This is a genomic window from Yersinia sp. 2553 StPb PI, from assembly GCF_052217105.1.
Lineage (GTDB): Bacteria > Pseudomonadota > Gammaproteobacteria > Enterobacterales > Enterobacteriaceae > Yersinia > Yersinia enterocolitica_E.
On sequence record NZ_JAZGPX010000002.1, the window covers coordinates 4,238,869 to 4,257,909 of the forward strand.

Here is a 19,041-nt window from a genome sequence, read left to right on the forward strand (position 1 = left end):
TACACTGCCGCGCAGATAATGAATAATGAGAACTTATAATGATACGTAATCCGATTCATCTACGTCTCGAGAAGCTAGAAAGTTGGCAACACCTGACTTTCATGGCTTGCTTATGCGAGCGGATGTATCCCAACTATCAGCAATTTTGTCTGGAAACTGAATTTGGCGACCCGGCTGTTTACCGGCGCATTCTGGACCTGATCTGGGAAACTTTGGTCGTAAAAGACGCAAAAGTTAACTTTGATAGCCAGTTAGAGAAGCTGGAAGAGGCAATTCCTTCAGCCGATGACTATGCTATCTACGGTGTTTATCCTGCCATCGATGCCTGTATTGCATTGGGCGAGGCCATCCATTCGCGTTTGAGTGGTGAAACACTGGAACATGCTGTCGCTATCAGCGAAGCATCAATTCGTACCGTTGCAATGTTGGAAATGACGTTGGCCGGTAAAGAAATGACCGATGAAGAACTGAAAATTTTGCCTGCGATTGAAGAAGAATGGGATATCCAATGGGAGATTTTCCGTCTGTTAGCTGACTGTGAAGAGCGCGACTTAGATCTGATAAAAGGGCTACGATCTGACCTGCGGGAAGCGGCTGTTAGCAACATTGGCATAAATTTAACGCAATAAGGCAAGAAAACGTGATTTAACGCCTGATTTGTCACGTCTTAAGGCTTCACATCTGCCCCCTGTCTGTTCTACATTTGGGGGGCGAAAAAAAGTGGCTATCGGTGCGTGTATGCAGGAGAGTGCTGTCCATCGGCATATCCGTCGCACTCGATGCTTTGCAAACGATAAACACACTGTAAGGATAACTTATGAATAAGACTCAACTGATTGACGTAATCGCGGACAAAGCGGACCTTTCTAAAGCACAAGCTAAAGCTGCTTTGGAATCCACACTGGCTGCAATTACCGAATCTCTGAAAGACGGTGATCCAGTACAATTGGTTGGTTTTGGTACTTTCAAGGTAAACCATCGTAATGAGCGCACTGGCCGCAACCCACAGACTGGTAAAGAAATCAAAATTGCTGCAGCTAATGTGCCAGCGTTTGTTTCTGGTAAAGCACTGAAAGATTCTGTTAAATCTTAATAGTGTGTCAGTGAAAATAATAAGCAGGGGGGTGGCAAAGCCCCTTTTGTTTATGCAGCGGGTGCTGATGACCCTCGGTTTAGCCTTTGGTCTCAGCGCCTGTAGCAGTCAGTCAGGTTCCCCTCAATTTAGTGCCAGCGGATATATCGCCGATAGCGGTGTCGTTCGTTTATGGCGTCAGGATAATGCGCAGCAGCAGCCACAAGTGCTGATGAGCGTCTACAGCCCCTATTCCGGGGACAACACTCGCGTAACCTTCTACGAATATCAAAATGGCATTTTGCGGGAAATTCGGCGCAACGATTTGGGTCATAACCCGCAGAGCGTCGAGCTGCGTTTTGATGAACAAGGACAGGTGAGTTTTATGCAGCGCCAGTTGGCCGAACGGCGTGAGCAGCTCTCTGCGGATAATATCGCGGTCTATCAGTTGGAAGCGAAACGAATTCTCGAACAGAGCAGTGCACTGCGCGCCGGAAATGTCAGGTTAATTCAGGGACAGTGGCGAGATGGTGTGGTTACCACCTGTGATAAGAAGACGTTGCGATTGAAAGTTGACGATAACTCACAGGCATGGCTGAGCAAACGGGGAGAGGGCAGTGCGCAACCTCTGGGCGTCGCGTGGTTGGATTCGTCGGAGGGTCAGCAATTGCTGTTGGTTGCCAATCAGGACTTCTGCCGCTGGGAGCCGACAGCCGGTAGTTTGTGAGACCTGATAAGAAGCAGGGCACAGCAAGCTGCGCCCGTAGAATACAAGGGTAGATTTATTTACCGCGAGCAATCGCCCGATAACCAATGTCTTTACGGTAGAAAGCCCCTTCCCACTGAATATTTTCAGCTAACCGATACGCGTTTTGCTGTGCCTGGGCGACGGTGGCACCCAGCGCAGTTACACACAATACGCGACCGCCGCTAGTGACGACTTCATTATTGCCATTCAGTTTGGTTCCGGCGTGGAACACTTTACCGTCAGCTACCTCCTGCTGTGGTAATCCATGAATGACATCACCGTGGCGATAATCTGCCGGATAACCGCCAGCGGCCAACACCACACCCAGCGATGGACGCTCATCCCAGTCAGAGGTCTTCTCATTCAATTTGCCTTGCGCACCGGCTAAGCACAATTCAACCAAGTCTGAACGCATGCGTAGCATGATGGGTTGAGTTTCCGGGTCACCAAAGCGACAGTTGAACTCAATCACTTTTGGTTGCCCGTCAGCGGAAATCATCAGACCGGCATAGAGGAAGCCGGTATAGACATTACCTTCTGCCGCCATACCGCGCACTGTCGGCCAGATAACACTTTCCATCACTCGCTGATGAACTTCATCAGTGACTACCGGTGCCGGGGAATATGCCCCCATACCACCGGTATTCGGGCCGGTATCACCATCGCCAACCCGCTTATGGTCCTGGCTGGTGGCCATTGGTAATACATTTTCACCATCAACCATCACGATAAAGCTGGCTTCTTCGCCGTCGAGAAACTCTTCCACCACGATACGGTGGCCTGCATCACCAAAGGCATTGCCTGCCAGCATGTCATGAACGGCGGTTTCTGCTTCTTCCAACGTCATCGCAACAATCACGCCTTTACCGGCGGCCAGCCCATCTGCCTTAATCACGATCGGTGCACCGATTTCACGAACATAGGCTAAAGCAGGCTCCACCTCGGTGAAGTTCTGGTAAAACGCAGTTGGGATATTGTGGCGCGCCAGGAAGTCTTTCGTGAAAGCTTTAGATCCTTCCAACTGAGCCGCGGCTTGCGTTGGCCCAAAAATGGTCAAACCGGCTGCGCGGAAAGCATCAACCACACCAATAACTAACGGTGCTTCCGGGCCGACAATGGTCAGGCCAATATCATGGTTCTGGGCAAAGGCCAACAGACCCGCAATATCCGTTGCCGCGATATCGACATTTTCTAAACCAGATTCTAGCGCTGTGCCGGCATTGCCCGGTGCGACATAAATTTTGCCCGCTAAAGGCGACTGTGCTGCTTTCCAGCCCAGCGCATGTTCACGCCCGCCATTACCAATAATCAAAATATTCATCAGATGACTCCGTTAAGCGGGTTAATTAATGGCGGAAATGGCGCATGTCGGTAAAGATCATAGCGATGCCATGCTCATCAGCCGCAGCAATGACTTCATCGTCACGGATTGAACCGCCCGGTTGGATAACACAACTGATCCCGACAGATGCAGCAGCATCGATACCGTCACGGAACGGGAAGAAAGCATCGGAGGCCATGGCAGAACCGGCCACTTCTAATCCTTCATCCGCTGCTTTGATACCAGCGATTTTGGCAGAATAGACACGGCTCATTTGGCCTGCGCCTATACCGATAGTCATATTGTCGCGCGCATAGACAATGGCATTGGATTTTACGAACTTGGCTACTTTCCAGCAGAACAGTGCATCACGCAGTTCTTGCTCCGTCGGCTGGCGCTTGGACACCACACGCAGATCGGCTGCAGTCACCATACCTAAATCGCGGTCTTGGACCAGCAAACCACCATTGACGCGTTTGAAGTCCAGACCGGTAGCACGCTCCTGCCACTGGCCACAGGTCAGAACACGGACATTTTGTTTGGCGGCGAGCAATGCCAGTGCTTCAGCGCTGACCGCGGGTGCAATAATGACTTCAACAAACTGGCGGCTGATAATGGCGCTGGCGGTTTCGGCATCCAATTCACGGTTAAAGGCAATAATGCCGCCGAAAGCAGAGGTTGGGTCAGTTTTATAGGCTTTTTCATAAGCGGCGAGCAGAGAATCAGCAATCGCCACGCCGCATGGGTTGGCATGTTTGACGATCACACAGGCAGGCTCACTGAACTCTTTCACACATTCTAACGCCGCATCGGTATCTGCGATGTTGTTATAGGAGAGCGCTTTACCCTGTAATTGCTGTGCGGTAGCCACAGATGCCTCTTTAACCTCTTCTTCTATATAGAAGGCCGCTTGCTGGTGGCTGTTTTCACCATAGCGCATATCTTGTTTCTTTATATAGTTAAGATTCAGGGTGCGTGGGAAGTGGCCTGATGGTTGCTCTGTGTCACCATGATAAGCTGGCACCAGCGCGCCGAAGTAGTTGGCGATCATGCTGTCGTAGGCGGCGGTATGTTCAAACGCCTTGATAGCCAGATCAAAGCGGGTTGGATACGTCAACGAACCCTCATTATTATCTAGCTCAGTAATAATGGCGGGGTAGTCACTACTCTTGACCACGATAGCGACATCTTTATGGTTCTTGGCAGCGGAGCGCACCATGGTAGGACCACCGATATCGATATTCTCAACTGCATCTTCCAGTGAGCAATCCGGGCGAGCAACTGTCTGAGCGAACGGATATAGATTCACGACAACAATATCAATCGGCTGAATGCCATGTTGAGCCATGATGCCATCATCCTGACCACGGCGCCCCAAGATGCCGCCATGCACTTTTGGATGCAACGTTTTAACGCGTCCGTCCATCATTTCCGGGAAACCGGTATAGTCAGAAACCTCAGTGACGGGCAGACCCGCATCGGCCAGCAGGCGGGCAGTTCCACCGGTGGAAAGTAACTCGATGCCACGCTGAGAAAGTGCGGCGGCGAATTCGATGATACCGGCTTTGTCAGACACACTGAGTAGAGCACGGCGGATTGGGCGGCGTTGTTGCATGGTTTTATCCCTTGGCTTTGGAGTCGCAGTTATTCTTCGCAATCATTCAATAGAGCGTTATCTGAATCCTACCTTCTTATATAGATAACTATATAGAGAGGAACAAACTCAGATAACGTCCCAAATAGGGAGCAATGCCACTCTTTGCTGCTTTCAGCAGGGCGATTCATCCTCTACCACAATAAAATACGCTTTATCCTGAGTGGTATTCCCCAGTTTTATAAAAAATCACATCATGTCATCGATATTTTGCCGACAAGGTCACTCTTTTTCGCCGCGGGGAATTGTAGCGAAAACGATTGCGTGATGCTCGTCAATTTTGAGTGCAGATTCAATCTGTGGATAAGTTTGTGCACAACTGGGTATAAAGCGGGGTTTTGCTGTGGAATGCAGCAAACAGTCATTTTTATTGAAATTAGCGGTTGCGGGCGGCGCGGAACTCCCTATAATGCGCATCCATCGAGACGGCACACAACGAATCAAGTAGTTAAGTGACCGGCAAAGAGAACAGAGAAATTCAACAAAATTAGTAGTTGACTCTGAATGAGGAAAGCGTAATATGCGCACCTCGCGTTACCAACCACCTGTTGCTAACGCACTGCTCTTTAACAATTTATCAGACAATCTGTGTGGGCACTCGCAAGACGATATCGAAGCCTGTTTCGACAGGCAGAAGAAATATCAAAGTCTTGAAGAGTGACCAAAGCAGTACACATTTGAACTTCGGTTCGAATGCTTATTTGCAGAAAGTAATCTTTGAGCATCGCTGCTTTTATTAGCAGCAAATCAAACAAATCTTAAATTGAAGAGTTTGATCATGGCTCAGATTGAACGCTGGCGGCAGGCCTAACACATGCAAGTCGAGCGGCAGCGGGAAGTAGTTTACTACTTTGCCGGCGAGCGGCGGACGGGTGAGTAATGTCTGGGAAACTGCCTGATGGAGGGGGATAACTACTGGAAACGGTAGCTAATACCGCATGACCTCGCAAGAGCAAAGTGGGGGACCTTCGGGCCTCACGCCATCGGATGTGCCCAGATGGGATTAGCTAGTAGGTGGGGTAATGGCTCACCTAGGCGACGATCCCTAGCTGGTCTGAGAGGATGACCAGCCACACTGGAACTGAGACACGGTCCAGACTCCTACGGGAGGCAGCAGTGGGGAATATTGCACAATGGGCGCAAGCCTGATGCAGCCATGCCGCGTGTGTGAAGAAGGCCTTCGGGTTGTAAAGCACTTTCAGCGAGGAGGAAGGCAGTCGTGTTAATAGCACGGTTGATTGACGTTACTCGCAGAAGAAGCACCGGCTAACTCCGTGCCAGCAGCCGCGGTAATACGGAGGGTGCAAGCGTTAATCGGAATTACTGGGCGTAAAGCGCACGCAGGCGGTTTGTTAAGTCAGATGTGAAATCCCCGCGCTTAACGTGGGAACTGCATTTGAAACTGGCAAGCTAGAGTCTTGTAGAGGGGGGTAGAATTCCAGGTGTAGCGGTGAAATGCGTAGAGATCTGGAGGAATACCGGTGGCGAAGGCGGCCCCCTGGACAAAGACTGACGCTCAGGTGCGAAAGCGTGGGGAGCAAACAGGATTAGATACCCTGGTAGTCCACGCTGTAAACGATGTCGACTTGGAGGTTGTGCCCTTGAGGCGTGGCTTCCGGAGCTAACGCGTTAAGTCGACCGCCTGGGGAGTACGGCCGCAAGGTTAAAACTCAAATGAATTGACGGGGGCCCGCACAAGCGGTGGAGCATGTGGTTTAATTCGATGCAACGCGAAGAACCTTACCTACTCTTGACATCCACAGAACTTAGCAGAGATGCTTCGGTGCCTTCGGGAACTGTGAGACAGGTGCTGCATGGCTGTCGTCAGCTCGTGTTGTGAAATGTTGGGTTAAGTCCCGCAACGAGCGCAACCCTTATCCTTTGTTGCCAGCACGTAATGGTGGGAACTCAAGGGAGACTGCCGGTGATAAACCGGAGGAAGGTGGGGATGACGTCAAGTCATCATGGCCCTTACGAGTAGGGCTACACACGTGCTACAATGGCAGATACAAAGTGAAGCGAACTCGCGAGAGCAAGCGGACCACATAAAGTCTGTCGTAGTCCGGATTGGAGTCTGCAACTCGACTCCATGAAGTCGGAATCGCTAGTAATCGTAGATCAGAATGCTACGGTGAATACGTTCCCGGGCCTTGTACACACCGCCCGTCACACCATGGGAGTGGGTTGCAAAAGAAGTAGGTAGCTTAACCTTCGGGAGGGCGCTTACCACTTTGTGATTCATGACTGGGGTGAAGTCGTAACAAGGTAACCGTAGGGGAACCTGCGGTTGGATCACCTCCTTACCTAACGATACGCATTGCGTAGTGTCCACACAGATTGTCTGATGAATGTAAATGAGCAAGAGCACCTGTTGATGAGGGTGATGATTGTGTAATAAGACCTCGGTATCGAGTTTTTACTGCATCAGTCGTTCGAATGTGTCACCACATTTTCACCTTTACACAAAAATACTGAATCAGTGATTCAGTAGAAATTTTTGTGTCCCCATCGTCTAGAGGCCTAGGACACTGCCCTTTCACGGCTGTAACAGGGGTTCGAATCCCCTTGGGGACGCCACTCCGATAATGTGTGAAAGACATTATCAACTGAATATCTTAAAGATGACTTTAACGAGTCGTGTTTAAGATATTGCTCTTTAACAATCTGGAACAAGCTGAAAATTGAAACATTACAGCCGAAATTTATCTCTCCGTAGATGTACTGAGATAAAGAGTAACCTGTAATAGAGTCTCTCAAATAATCGCAATGCCAATGGGTAATCATTGTTGCAGTGTGAGCGAGAAGACACTCAGCAAGGCGTACAGCGCACAGCAACCGGAGTGAACTTAACGTTCATGAGGATTGCGCGCACTGCACAACATAGCAGAGTGTGTTCACAGCCACACCAATAACGAAAAACACCTTTGGGTTGTGAGGTTAAGCGACTAAGCGTACACGGTGGATGCCTAGGCAGTCAGAGGCGATGAAGGGCGTGCTAATCTGCGAAAAGCGTCGGTAAGCTGATATGAAGCGTTATAACCGACGATACCCGAATGGGGAAACCCAGTGCAATTCGTTGCACTATTGCATGGTGAATACATAGCCATGCAAGGCGAACCGGGGGAACTGAAACATCTAAGTACCCCGAGGAAAAGAAATCAACCGAGATTCCCCCAGTAGCGGCGAGCGAACGGGGAAGAGCCCAGAGTCTGAATCAGTTTGTGTGTTAGTGGAAGCGTCTGGAAAGTCGCACGGTACAGGGTGATAGTCCCGTACACCAAAACACACTTGCTGTGAACTCGATGAGTAGGGCGGGACACGTGACATCCTGTCTGAATATGGGGGGACCATCCTCCAAGGCTAAATACTCCTGACTGACCGATAGTGAACCAGTACCGTGAGGGAAAGGCGAAAAGAACCCCGGCGAGGGGAGTGAAATAGAACCTGAAACCGTGTACGTACAAGCAGTGGGAGCCTACTTTGTTGGGTGACTGCGTACCTTTTGTATAATGGGTCAGCGACTTATATTTTGTAGCAAGGTTAACCGAATAGGGGAGCCGTAGGGAAACCGAGTCTTAACTGGGCGTCTAGTTGCAAGGTATAGACCCGAAACCCGGTGATCTAGCCATGGGCAGGTTGAAGGTTGGGTAACACTAACTGGAGGACCGAACCGACTAATGTTGAAAAATTAGCGGATGACTTGTGGCTGGGGGTGAAAGGCCAATCAAACCGGGAGATAGCTGGTTCTCCCCGAAAGCTATTTAGGTAGCGCCTCGTGAACTCATCTTCGGGGGTAGAGCACTGTTTCGGCTAGGGGGTCATCCCGACTTACCAAACCGATGCAAACTCCGAATACCGAAGAATGTTATCACGGGAGACACACGGCGGGTGCTAACGTCCGTCGTGAAGAGGGAAACAACCCAGACCGCCAGCTAAGGTCCCAAAGTCATGGTTAAGTGGGAAACGATGTGGGAAGGCATAGACAGCCAGGATGTTGGCTTAGAAGCAGCCATCATTTAAAGAAAGCGTAATAGCTCACTGGTCGAGTCGGCCTGCGCGGAAGATGTAACGGGGCTAAACCATGCACCGAAGCTGCGGCAGCGACGCTTAGGCGTTGTTGGGTAGGGGAGCGTTCTGTAAGCCGTTGAAGGTGACCTGTGAGGGTTGCTGGAGGTATCAGAAGTGCGAATGCTGACATAAGTAACGATAATGCGGGTGAAAAACCCGCACGCCGGAAGACCAAGGGTTCCTGTCCAACGTTAATCGGGGCAGGGTGAGTCGACCCCTAAGGCGAGGCTGAAAAGCGTAGTCGATGGGAAACAGGTTAATATTCCTGTACTTGGTGTTACTGCGAAGGGGGGACGGAGAAGGCTAGGCTAGCCGGGCGACGGTTGTCCCGGTTTAAGCATGTAGGCGGAGTGACTTGGTAAATCCGGTTGCTTATCAACGCTGAGGTGTGATGACGAGCCACTACGGTGGTGAAGTAGTTGATGCCAAGCTTCCAGGAAAAGCCTCTAAGCATCAGGTAACATTAAATCGTACCCCAAACCGACACAGGTGGTCAGGTAGAGAATACTCAGGCGCTTGAGAGAACTCGGGTGAAGGAACTAGGCAAAATGGTGCCGTAACTTCGGGAGAAGGCACGCTGGCATTAGGTAATGGGACTTGCTCCCGGCGCCGAAGCCAGTCGCAGATACCAGCTGGCTGCAACTGTTTAATAAAAACACAGCACTGTGCAAACACGAAAGTGGACGTATACGGTGTGACGCCTGCCCGGTGCTGGAAGGTTAATTGATGGGGTCAGCCGCAAGGCGAAGCTCTTGATCGAAGCCCCAGTAAACGGCGGCCGTAACTATAACGGTCCTAAGGTAGCGAAATTCCTTGTCGGGTAAGTTCCGACCTGCACGAATGGCGTAATGATGGCCAGGCTGTCTCCACCCGAGACTCAGTGAAATTGAACTCGCTGTGAAGATGCAGTGTACCCGCGGCAAGACGGAAAGACCCCGTGAACCTTTACTATAGCTTGACACTGAACATTGAGCCTTGATGTGTAGGATAGGTGGGAGGCATCGAAGTGTGGACGCCAGTCTGCATGGAGCCAACCTTGAAATACCACCCTTTAATGTTTGATGTTCTAACTCGGCCCCGTGATCCGGGGTGAGGACAGTGTCTGGTGGGTAGTTTGACTGGGGCGGTCTCCTCCCAAAGAGTAACGGAGGAGCACGAAGGTTAGCTAATCACGGTCGGACATCGTGAGGTTAGTGCAAAGGCATAAGCTAGCTTGACTGCGAGAGTGACGGCTCGAGCAGGTACGAAAGTAGGTCTTAGTGATCCGGTGGTTCTGAATGGAAGGGCCATCGCTCAACGGATAAAAGGTACTCCGGGGATAACAGGCTGATACCGCCCAAGAGTTCATATCGACGGCGGTGTTTGGCACCTCGATGTCGGCTCATCACATCCTGGGGCTGAAGTAGGTCCCAAGGGTATGGCTGTTCGCCATTTAAAGTGGTACGCGAGCTGGGTTTAGAACGTCGTGAGACAGTTCGGTCCCTATCTGCCGTGGGCGTTGGAAGATTGAGAGGGGCTGCTCCTAGTACGAGAGGACCGGAGTGGACGAATCACTGGTGTTCGGGTTGTCATGCCAATGGCATTGCCCGGTAGCTAAATTCGGAAGAGATAACCGCTGAAAGCATCTAAGCGGGAAACTTGCCTCGAGATGAGTCTTCCCTGGGGCTTTAAGCCCCCTGAAGGAACGTTAAAGACTATGACGTTGATAGGCTGGGTGTGTAAGTGCAGCGATGCATTGAGCTAACCAGTACTAATGATCCGTGAGGCTTAACCTTACAACACCAAAGGTGTTTTAGATTTGAGAGATAGAAATTTTCAGCGAAGTTCCGAGATTGGGCTGGCTGGCTGTGTGGAGACATATAGCGGGTTAGTTTAGACAGAATTTGCCTGGCGGCCTTAGCGCGGTGGTCCCACCTGATCCCATGCCGAACTCAGAAGTGAAACGCCGTAGCGCCGATGGTAGTGTGGGGTCTCCCCATGCGAGAGTAGGACACTGCCAGGCATCAAATTTAGTTGTGCTGATATGGCTCAGTTGGTAGAGCGCACCCTTGGTAAGGGTGAGGTCCCCAGTTCGACTCTGGGTATCAGCACCAGTTACATGGGTTAAAGTTCGGTAGTAGTAGAAAAGAATTTACCTGGCGGCAATAGCGCGGTGGTCCCACCTGACCCCATGCCGAACTCAGAAGTGAAACGCCGTAGCGCCGATGGTAGTGTGGGGTCTCCCCATGCGAGAGTAGGACACTGCCAGGTATCAAATCAAGTAAAGACCCCATGCCAAAAGCGTGGGGTTTTTGCTTTTGTGCTATCCGAAAATAGATGTTAGTGACGAGTTTGTTGTATGCTGAAAATGTAGCTAAATCACAGATAGCCCTCAAAAATAGAGTCATAGAAAATGATAACCCTCTGCATTTGTAGAGGGTTTTTGCATTTTGGCAGTATCGAAAATATATGCCGACTGTTCACTGCACTAAGTGCTATTGAGATGGTGGTAATGAAACATTTTCAGGTTGTGGCAGATCACTCGACTTTTTACTGAAAACCCGCTATCTTCAGGCATCTAGAAGTCTAAACGTATAAACGGATATATTGAGGATATAGGCATGCCAATTAGGGTTCCTGATGAATTACCCGCAGTGAGTTTCTTACGCAATGAGAATGTCTTTGTGATGACCTCATCGCGCGCGAAAACTCAGGAAATTCGTCCCCTGAAGGTGTTGGTTCTGAATCTAATGCCTAAAAAAATTGAGACGGAGAATCAATTCCTACGTTTACTCTCTAACTCACCCTTACAGATTGATATCCAATTGCTGCGCATTGATAGCCGTGAGTCAAAAAATACGCCCGCAGAGCATCTGAATAACTTCTACTGTGACTTTGAAGATATCCAGGATCAGAATTTTGATGGGTTGATCGTGACTGGCGCACCTCTCGGTTTAGTTGATTTTTGTGACGTCGCATACTGGCCACAGATCGAGCGTATTATTGCTTGGGCAAAGGACCACGTGACCTCAACCTTGTTCGTATGCTGGGCGGTACAGGCGGCCTTAAATATCCTGTATGGCATTCCTAAGATGACTCGCGAGGCCAAACTCTCTGGTATTTACCAGCACCAAACTCGAGAGCCACTGGCACTGCTCACCCGAGGGTTTGATGAAACATTCCTGGCACCTCATTCTCGCTATGCCGATTTCCCACTTGAGGTGCTTAAGCAATATACAGATTTGGATATCCTGGTCTCATCAGAAGAGGCTGGAGCTTATTTGTTTGCCAGTAAAGATAAGCGAGTGGCTTTTGTTACCGGTCATCCTGAATACGACGTCGACACGCTAGCGGGTGAATATCAGCGTGATGTGGCCGCCGGTCTTAACCCACAAGTTCCACTCAATTACTTCCCTGATGACGATGCTTCTTTACCACCAAAAGCATCGTGGCGTAGCCACGGTCATCTGCTGTTTGCGAACTGGCTGAACTACTACGTGTACCAAATCACCCCATTTGATTTGCGCCATATGAATCCTACGCTCGACTGACTTTTTATCACCTCAAATGTTAATAAAGGCGGCTGAATCGATGCCGCCTGTCTATTATTCCCCAGTAAAAAAGCTTATTCCCCTTCGATAAACTGGTCTGATCTCTTTGCTAAACAATGAGTTATCTTCGAAAAACGCTAGTAATGGAAGCCTATTCCTATCTGTCTATAACACATACCTATGTTAACAATATGATAAATAAAGATTAAAAAAATATTTTAAATAAAAATGGAAATCGTTTTTGATTTTAATGATTAATTGATTATTCTTAGTCCTGTCGGGGTGAAAAATAACCATGAAATCCAGCCTTAAATTTCCAGCCGGAAGGCATTACCCGATAAGAATCCAAGAGTGACGCTACGTTAGCGTTGATGTGAATGAAGTGAGATTGGTAAGGGGAAGGGTAATGACACAACAGTTAGTTGGCACGGAGTTAGTTTTCACACCGCATTTTAATGCTGCTGAGCGGCAAGTTTTGCCAGATGAGACCATCGAATTTTTGACCGAATTGGTGGTGAAGTTTGCTGAGCCGAGGAACAAACTCCTTGCTGCACGGGCATCGTGGCAACAGACCATTGATCAGGGTGCTTTACCTGATTTTATTTCGGAAACCAATTCCATTCGTGATGGTGACTGGAAGATTCAAGGTATTCCTACAGACTTACGTGACCGCAGAGTGGAAATCACCGGGCCGGTTGAGCGCAAGATGGTGATTAATGCCCTCAATGCCAATGTGAAAGTCTTTATGGCCGATTTTGAAGATTCATTAGCACCGAGCTGGGATAAGGTTATCGAGGGTCAAATTAACCTGCGTGATGCGGTAAAAGGCACAATTTCTTATGCAAATGAATCTGGCAAAATTTATCAGTTAAAACCTAATCCTGCCGTATTGATTGCCCGGGTTCGCGGCCTGCACTTGCCAGAGAAACATGTTAAATGGCAAGGGGAAGCAATCCCCGGAGGCTTATTCGATTTCGCATTGTATTTCTACCATAACTATAAGCAATTACTGGCCAAAGGTAGCGGCCCTTATTTTTATTTACCAAAAATGCAATCCTATCAGGAAGCCGCCTGGTGGAGTGATGTTTTCAACTTTACTGAGCAACGTTTCGATTTACCACAAGGCACCATCAAAGCCACGGTATTAATTGAAACATTACCCGCAGTATTCCAGATGGACGAGATCCTCTACCACCTGCGCCATCATATTGTTGCTCTCAATTGTGGCCGTTGGGACTATATCTTTAGTTATATCAAAACGCTGAAGAATCACAGTGATCGTGTATTACCGGATCGCCAGTCAGTGACGATGACGAAACCTTTCCTCAGTGCCTACTCTCGCCTGCTGATCAAGACATGTCATAAGCGTGGTGCGTTGGCGATGGGCGGCATGGCGGCCTTTATCCCGAATAAAGATGCAGAAAAGAATGCTCTGGTACTGGATAAAGTTCGTGCTGACAAAGAGTTGGAAGCCAGCAATGGCCATGACGGTACTTGGGTTGCGCACCCAGGGCTGGCAGATACCGTGATGGAGGTCTTCAATCGGGTATTAGGTTCACGGCCAAATCAGTTAGAGGTCACGCGTGAGCAGGATAAACCGATCACGGCTGCTGAGTTATTGGAGCCTTGCACTGGCGATCGTACTGAAGAAGGGATGCGAGCCAATATTCGGGTGGCAGTGCAATATATTGAGGCATGGATCTCTGGCAATGGGTGCGTACCAATTTATGGCCTGATGGAAGATGCCGCAACAGCAGAGATTTCGCGTACTTCTATTTGGCAATGGATCCATCACCAGAAAAGCTTGAGTAATGGCCAGACGGTGACCAAAGAACTGTTCCGCAGCATGTTGAGTGAAGAAATGCAGGTAGTGAAGCTTGAGCTTGGCGCAGAGCGCTTTGATGGCGGGCGGTTTGAAGAAGCCGCGCGTCTGATGGAGCGAATTACAACACAAGACGAGCTTATCGACTTCCTGACGCTACCAGGCTATGCATTACTGGCCTAAAACACTCTTCGTCCTTGAAGCCGCAGCGGTGTTAGCTACGTTCGTTCACCCGAATCACTGACTTGTGTCAGCTCATCGGGATTCGTTCGCTTGCTGCCTACCTGCAACTCCAATGACTTTGGGTATCACACCCTATTTAACCCTACAAAATTGAATAATAAGGAATATCGCCATGACTACCTCTCGTACTCAACAAATTCAGCAGTTGGAACAGGAATGGACATCGCCGCGCTGGAAAGGTATCACCCGACCATATAGCGCAGAAGAGGTGATTAAACTGCGCGGTTCAGTAAATCCTGAATGCACGCTGGCGCAGCACGGAGCACATAAACTGTGGGAATTACTGCATGGTGGTGCGCGCAAAGGGTATATCAACTGTCTCGGTGCGTTAACCGGTGGTCAGGCTCTGCAACAAGCGAAAGCCGGTGTTGAGGCAATTTATCTGTCGGGCTGGCAGGTTGCCGCCGATGCGAATACCGCCTCTAGCATGTATCCCGATCAGTCGTTATATCCAGTAGACTCGGTCCCTGCGGTGGTTAAAAGAATTAATAATAGCTTCCGCCGCGCGGATCAGATTCAGTGGTCGAATAATATTGAACCGGGTAGCAAAGGGTATACCGACTATTTCCTGCCGATTGTGGCTGATGCTGAAGCCGGTTTTGGTGGTGTGCTGAATGCTTTTGAATTGATGAAAGCTATGATTGAAGCTGGCGCGGCGGGGGTGCATTTTGAAGACCAACTGGCTGCGGTGAAGAAATGTGGTCATATGGGCGGTAAGGTGTTGGTGCCGACTCAAGAAGCGATTCAAAAATTGGTTGCTGCCCGTTTAGCCGCCGATGTTCTGGGTGTGCCAACCTTGTTGATTGCCCGTACTGATGCTGATGCGGCTGATTTACTGACTTCTGATTGCGACCCATATGACAGTGAATTCGTGACCGGCGAGCGCACAGCCGAAGGCTTCTTCCGCACACATGCCGGTATTGAGCAAGCGATCAGCCGTGGTTTGGCCTATGCCCCTTATGCTGATTTGGTCTGGTGTGAAACCTCTACGCCGGACCTGGAACTGGCTAAACGCTTCGCGCAGGCGATTCATGCGAAATTCCCTGGTAAATTATTGGCTTATAACTGCTCGCCATCATTTAACTGGAAAAAGAATCTGACCGACCAGCAGATTGCCAGCTTCCAGGATGATCTGTCGGCGATGGGTTACAAATACCAGTTTATTACCCTGGCAGGCATCCACAGCATGTGGTTCAACATGTTTGATTTAGCCCATGCTTATGCGCAGGGCGAAGGCATGAAGCACTATGTTGAGAAAGTGCAGCAGCCAGAATTTGCATCAGCTGAGCGCGGTTATACCTTTGCATCCCATCAGCAAGAAGTGGGTACGGGCTACTTTGATAAAGTCACCAATATCATTCAGGGTGGCGAATCATCGGTGACGGCATTGACTGGCTCGACGGAAGAACAGCAATTCTAAATGCGGTTTGATTGAACGCGTGTCTTTCAGGAGCCTGCATATGCAGGCTCTGTTCCGTATGGCGGGGGTGAGTATGGCGGTAAAACTGGAACGATTAATCGCTCAGACAATCTTGCAGGGCTTCGATGCACAATATGGTCGCTTTCTAGAGGTTACTGCCAGCGCTCAACACCGTTTTGAGCAGGCGGACTGGCATGCCGTTCAGCAGGCGATGAAGAAGCGTATTCACCTCTATGACCACCATGTCGGTCTGGTGGTTGAGCAACTAAAGCACATCACCGATCAGCGCTGTTTTGATGCAGAATTTCTGGCACGGGTAAAAGAGATCTACACCGAGTTGTTGCCGGATTACCCGCGTTTTGAAATTGCGGAGAGTTTTTTTAATTCTGTTTACTGCCGCTTGTTTAAGCACCGTGATTTAACGCCGGATAAGCTGTTTGTTTTCAGCTCGCAACCGGAGCGGCGCTTTCGTGAGATCCCCCGCCCGTTAGCGCGCGATTTTTCCCCAAAAGGGGATCTGAGTGGCATGTTGCAGATGGTTCTTAGTGATTTGCCGCTACGTTTGCCGTGGGAAGATCTGCCGCGTGATATCGGCTATATCACAGAGGCTCTTCGGCAAGCATTCCCTGATGAGCAACTGATAGGCGCACGGTTTCAAATCGCTAATGAACTGTTTTATCGCAATAAAGCGGCTTGGTTAGTCGGTAAGTTGCGGTTGGCTGAAGGGGTTTATCCCTTCCTGCTCCCCATCCATCACAATGAATCTGGAGCCCTATTTATTGATACTTGCCTCACCGGTAAAGCGGAGGCCAGCATTGTGTTCGGTTTTGCTCGCTCTTACTTTATGGTTTATGCCCCGCTGCCAGCGGCAATGGTGGAATGGCTACGGGAAATATTACCGGGTAAATCGACAGCTGAGCTGTATATGGCAATTGGTTGCCAGAAACACGGCAAAACTGAAAGTTATCGTGAATACCTCACCTTTGTTCATCAATCCAGTGAACAGTTTATTATCGCCCCAGGGGTTAAAGGCATGGTGATGCTGGTGTTTACCCTACCGTCATTTGATCGGGTATTTAAGGTCATTAAGGATCAGTTTGCGCCGCAAAAAGAGGTCAGCCAGGCACGAGTTTTAGAGTGCTATCAATTGGTTAAAGAGCATGACCGCGTCGGGCGCATGGCGGATACTCAAGAGTATGAGAATTTTGTTATTGATAAGCAGCGGATAAGCCCGGAGTTACTGGCCGAACTACAACGGGAAGTGCCGGAAAAGTTAGAAGATTTAGGCGACCAAATCATTATTAAGCATCTCTATATGGAGCGGCGGATGACGCCATTGAACCTTTATATGGAGCAGGCCAATGATCAGCAACTAAAGGATGCTATCGAGGAGTATGGTAATGCCATTAAGCAGTTGGCTGCGGCAAATATCTTCCCCGGTGATATGTTATTTAAGAACTTTGGTGTGACCCGCCATGGTCGCGTGGTGTTCTATGATTACGATGAAATTTGCTATATGACAGAGGTGAATTTCCGCGATATTCCGCCAGCGCGCTACCCGGAAGATGAGATGGCCAGCGAGCCGTGGTATAGCGTATCGCCCAATGATGTATTCCCTGAAGAGTTTCGTCATTTCTTATGCACTGATCTGAAAATACGGCATTTTTTTGAGGAGATGCACAGCGACCTGTTTCACGCCAGCTATTGGCGTGGGTTGCAGCAGCGTATTAAGGACGGGCATGTGGAGGATGTTTTTGCCTATCGCCGTAAGCAGCGCTTCTCACAGCGGACGTTAAATTAACGGCTACTGCGCGTGCGGATTTTGGGTTTGCGCTGTGCTCGAACTCCTCACGTATTACATATACGCTCCGGGTTCTGCGCGCAGGGCGTACCCAAACTCCTTTCGCTCGCTACGCCTTGATTGAATACAAGCGCGTAAGCGACCGGAGCGCCCCGAGGCGCGGTAAACCCGTTGATCATTGCGCTTAATCTACGGCGTCTTTACCATCTGCCTGTTCTCACCGAACGAAAAAGTTTTTATGCATTCGATTTTTTAACTAATTACGATTCCCGCCACCATAGGATTGAGTGATTTCTTTCGCAGCATGAATAACCAGTGCGCCAAGTTCGGTGACGCGGTCGTCGGTAATGCGTGATACCGGGCCGGAGATAGAGATTGCGGCAAAGGCTTCATGGTGTTCATCGAACAGACAAGCGGCGATACAACGCAAGCCGAGGGCATGTTCTTCATCATCAAATGAATAACCTTGCTTGCGAGTCAGTGCCAGATTCTCTTTCAGGCTGGCTGGATTGGTACGGGTATGTTGGGTATATGCGTGCAGCCCTTTCTTATGTAACAACTGCACTAATTGATCATCTGTCAGGGTAGAGAGAAAGGCTTTACCCGCACCGGAAGCATGCATTGGCAGTTTGCCACCAATGGGGGCTGACATGCGCATTAGCGCAGTACATTGTACTTGATCGATAATAATGGCCTGGTAGTCGCTATGGTCGAGTACCGCCAGGTTGACGGTTTCGCCTGATTCATCCATCAAACGGCGTAGCATCGGATGCACCATGGCCAGCAAATTGCGGCTTTGCAGGAAGCTACTGCCGACAATAAAGGCGTGAGCCCCCATGGTCCAAAGCCCTAAATCCCCCACCTGACGGACAAAACCTTGCTGTTGCATGGTTGTCAGCAGGCGATGAGTGGTAGAATTCGGCAACCCCGCCTGTTGTGCTAAATCCGTCAGGGCGACACTGCCTTGTGATTCGGAAATATATTCCAGTAATTTAAGCCCGCGCGTTAATGACTGAACCTGACCGGTTGCTGTCGGGGTGGTTTGTGCAGCTGCCTTGGGTTTTTTCCCCCGTTTAATCGGAATCGGTAACGCCATAAATCCACCTCTCATCTATTTTTATGGAATTCATTTTCGTTTTTCAATTATGCATGCAAACGATAGAAAACGCTCATCCGATGAGTCGGTTTCTCTACCTGAAAAAGTCTCAACTGCTAGCGGACTCATTACATTGATAACTTGTGCTAGGATGACAGACGGGTTTATACCCGTCATCTTTCAAGATGCAGGGTTGTTGGCTGCCGTCACTCACCCAAGTCATTGAGTTATCTCAACTCCTTGGGTTCATTTCGTTGCCGCCGACC

The 19,041-nt window shown here is 49.5% G+C and carries 11 protein-coding genes, 2 tRNA genes and 4 rRNA genes; 14 read left to right on the forward strand and 3 right to left on the reverse strand.

Annotation, left to right across the window (positions count from 1 at the left end; translation table 11 throughout):
* The first annotated feature begins 38 nt into the window (after window positions 1-38).
* The 3 genes from V2A84_RS20795 (at window position 39) to V2A84_RS20805 (ending at window position 1,799) form a co-directional block, all read left to right on the forward strand.
* Window positions 39-629, forward strand: a complete 591-nt coding sequence (locus V2A84_RS20795) for a YjaG family protein (RefSeq protein WP_005192306.1) — start codon at window positions 39-41, stop codon at window positions 627-629.
* A 188-nt stretch (window positions 630-817) separates the two neighbouring features.
* Window positions 818-1,093 (forward strand): nucleoid-associated protein HU-alpha, encoded by a 276-nt coding sequence (hupA, locus tag V2A84_RS20800; protein ID WP_004876782.1) that lies wholly within the window; start codon window positions 818-820, stop codon window positions 1,091-1,093.
* 52 nt (window positions 1,094-1,145) lie between these two features.
* Window positions 1,146-1,799: a DUF1481 domain-containing protein gene (locus V2A84_RS20805; protein WP_102970519.1), complete on the forward strand. Its 654-nt coding sequence runs from the start codon at window positions 1,146-1,148 to the stop codon at window positions 1,797-1,799.
* Window positions 1,800-1,854: 55 nt separating this feature from the next.
* Here the strand turns inward: V2A84_RS20805 and purD are convergent, their stop codons facing one another.
* Together purD and purH are read right to left on the reverse strand one after the other, a co-directional pair.
* Window positions 1,855-3,141 carry a phosphoribosylamine--glycine ligase gene (gene purD, locus V2A84_RS20810; protein WP_083162073.1) on the reverse strand — a complete coding sequence of 429 codons (1,287 nt, stop codon included), beginning with the start codon at window positions 3,139-3,141 and terminating at the stop codon, window positions 1,855-1,857.
* A 25-nt stretch (window positions 3,142-3,166) separates the two neighbouring features.
* Complete coding sequence (gene purH, locus V2A84_RS20815; protein ID WP_083162075.1) at window positions 3,167-4,756, reverse strand: bifunctional phosphoribosylaminoimidazolecarboxamide formyltransferase/IMP cyclohydrolase; 1,590 nt, start codon at window positions 4,754-4,756, stop codon at window positions 3,167-3,169.
* 559 nt (window positions 4,757-5,315) lie between these two features.
* On the opposite strand from purH, the gene V2A84_RS20820 reads away from it, so the two are divergent.
* The 11 genes from V2A84_RS20820 to aceK all read left to right on the forward strand — a co-directional run bounded on the left by V2A84_RS20820 (window position 5,316) and on the right by aceK (window position 17,679).
* Entirely contained in the window at window positions 5,316-5,456 is a 141-nt protein-coding gene (locus tag V2A84_RS20820; RefSeq protein ID WP_193784765.1) for a hypothetical protein, read from the forward strand.
* Window positions 5,457-5,555: 99 nt separating this feature from the next.
* A 16S ribosomal RNA gene (locus V2A84_RS20825) occupies window positions 5,556-7,098 on the forward strand.
* A 198-nt stretch (window positions 7,099-7,296) separates the two neighbouring features.
* Window positions 7,297-7,372, forward strand: a tRNA-Glu gene (locus V2A84_RS20830).
* 358 nt (window positions 7,373-7,730) lie between these two features.
* Window positions 7,731-10,638: ribosomal RNA gene (locus tag V2A84_RS20835) — 23S ribosomal RNA — on the forward strand.
* Window positions 10,639-10,749: 111 nt separating this feature from the next.
* Window positions 10,750-10,865: ribosomal RNA gene (gene rrf / locus V2A84_RS20840) — 5S ribosomal RNA — on the forward strand.
* 15 nt (window positions 10,866-10,880) lie between these two features.
* Window positions 10,881-10,956: transfer RNA gene (locus tag V2A84_RS20845), tRNA-Thr, on the forward strand.
* Between the two features lie 41 nt (window positions 10,957-10,997).
* A 5S ribosomal RNA gene (rrf, locus tag V2A84_RS20850) occupies window positions 10,998-11,113 on the forward strand.
* Together the 16S, 23S and 5S rRNA genes with 2 tRNA genes alongside form the textbook arrangement of a ribosomal RNA operon.
* A gap of 350 nt (window positions 11,114-11,463) precedes the next feature.
* Window positions 11,464-12,393, forward strand: coding sequence for a homoserine O-acetyltransferase MetA (gene metA, locus V2A84_RS20855; RefSeq protein ID WP_083162079.1), 930 nt, complete (start codon window positions 11,464-11,466; stop codon window positions 12,391-12,393).
* A 406-nt stretch (window positions 12,394-12,799) separates the two neighbouring features.
* Window positions 12,800-14,398, forward strand: a complete 1,599-nt coding sequence (gene aceB / locus V2A84_RS20860; protein ID WP_083162081.1) for a malate synthase A — start codon at window positions 12,800-12,802, stop codon at window positions 14,396-14,398.
* Between the two features lie 172 nt (window positions 14,399-14,570).
* A complete protein-coding gene (gene aceA / locus V2A84_RS20865; RefSeq protein WP_083162083.1) occupies window positions 14,571-15,878 on the forward strand; it encodes an isocitrate lyase in 1,308 nt (435 codons plus the stop codon).
* 73 nt (window positions 15,879-15,951) lie between these two features.
* A complete protein-coding gene (aceK, locus tag V2A84_RS20870) occupies window positions 15,952-17,679 on the forward strand; it encodes a bifunctional isocitrate dehydrogenase kinase/phosphatase (RefSeq protein WP_083164023.1) in 1,728 nt (575 codons plus the stop codon).
* Window positions 17,680-17,935: 256 nt separating this feature from the next.
* Here aceK and iclR read toward each other — a convergent pair whose 3' ends face one another.
* Complete coding sequence (gene iclR, locus V2A84_RS20875; protein WP_083162085.1) at window positions 17,936-18,775, reverse strand: glyoxylate bypass operon transcriptional repressor IclR; 840 nt, start codon at window positions 18,773-18,775, stop codon at window positions 17,936-17,938.
* Window positions 18,776-19,041: the final 266 nt, after the last annotated feature.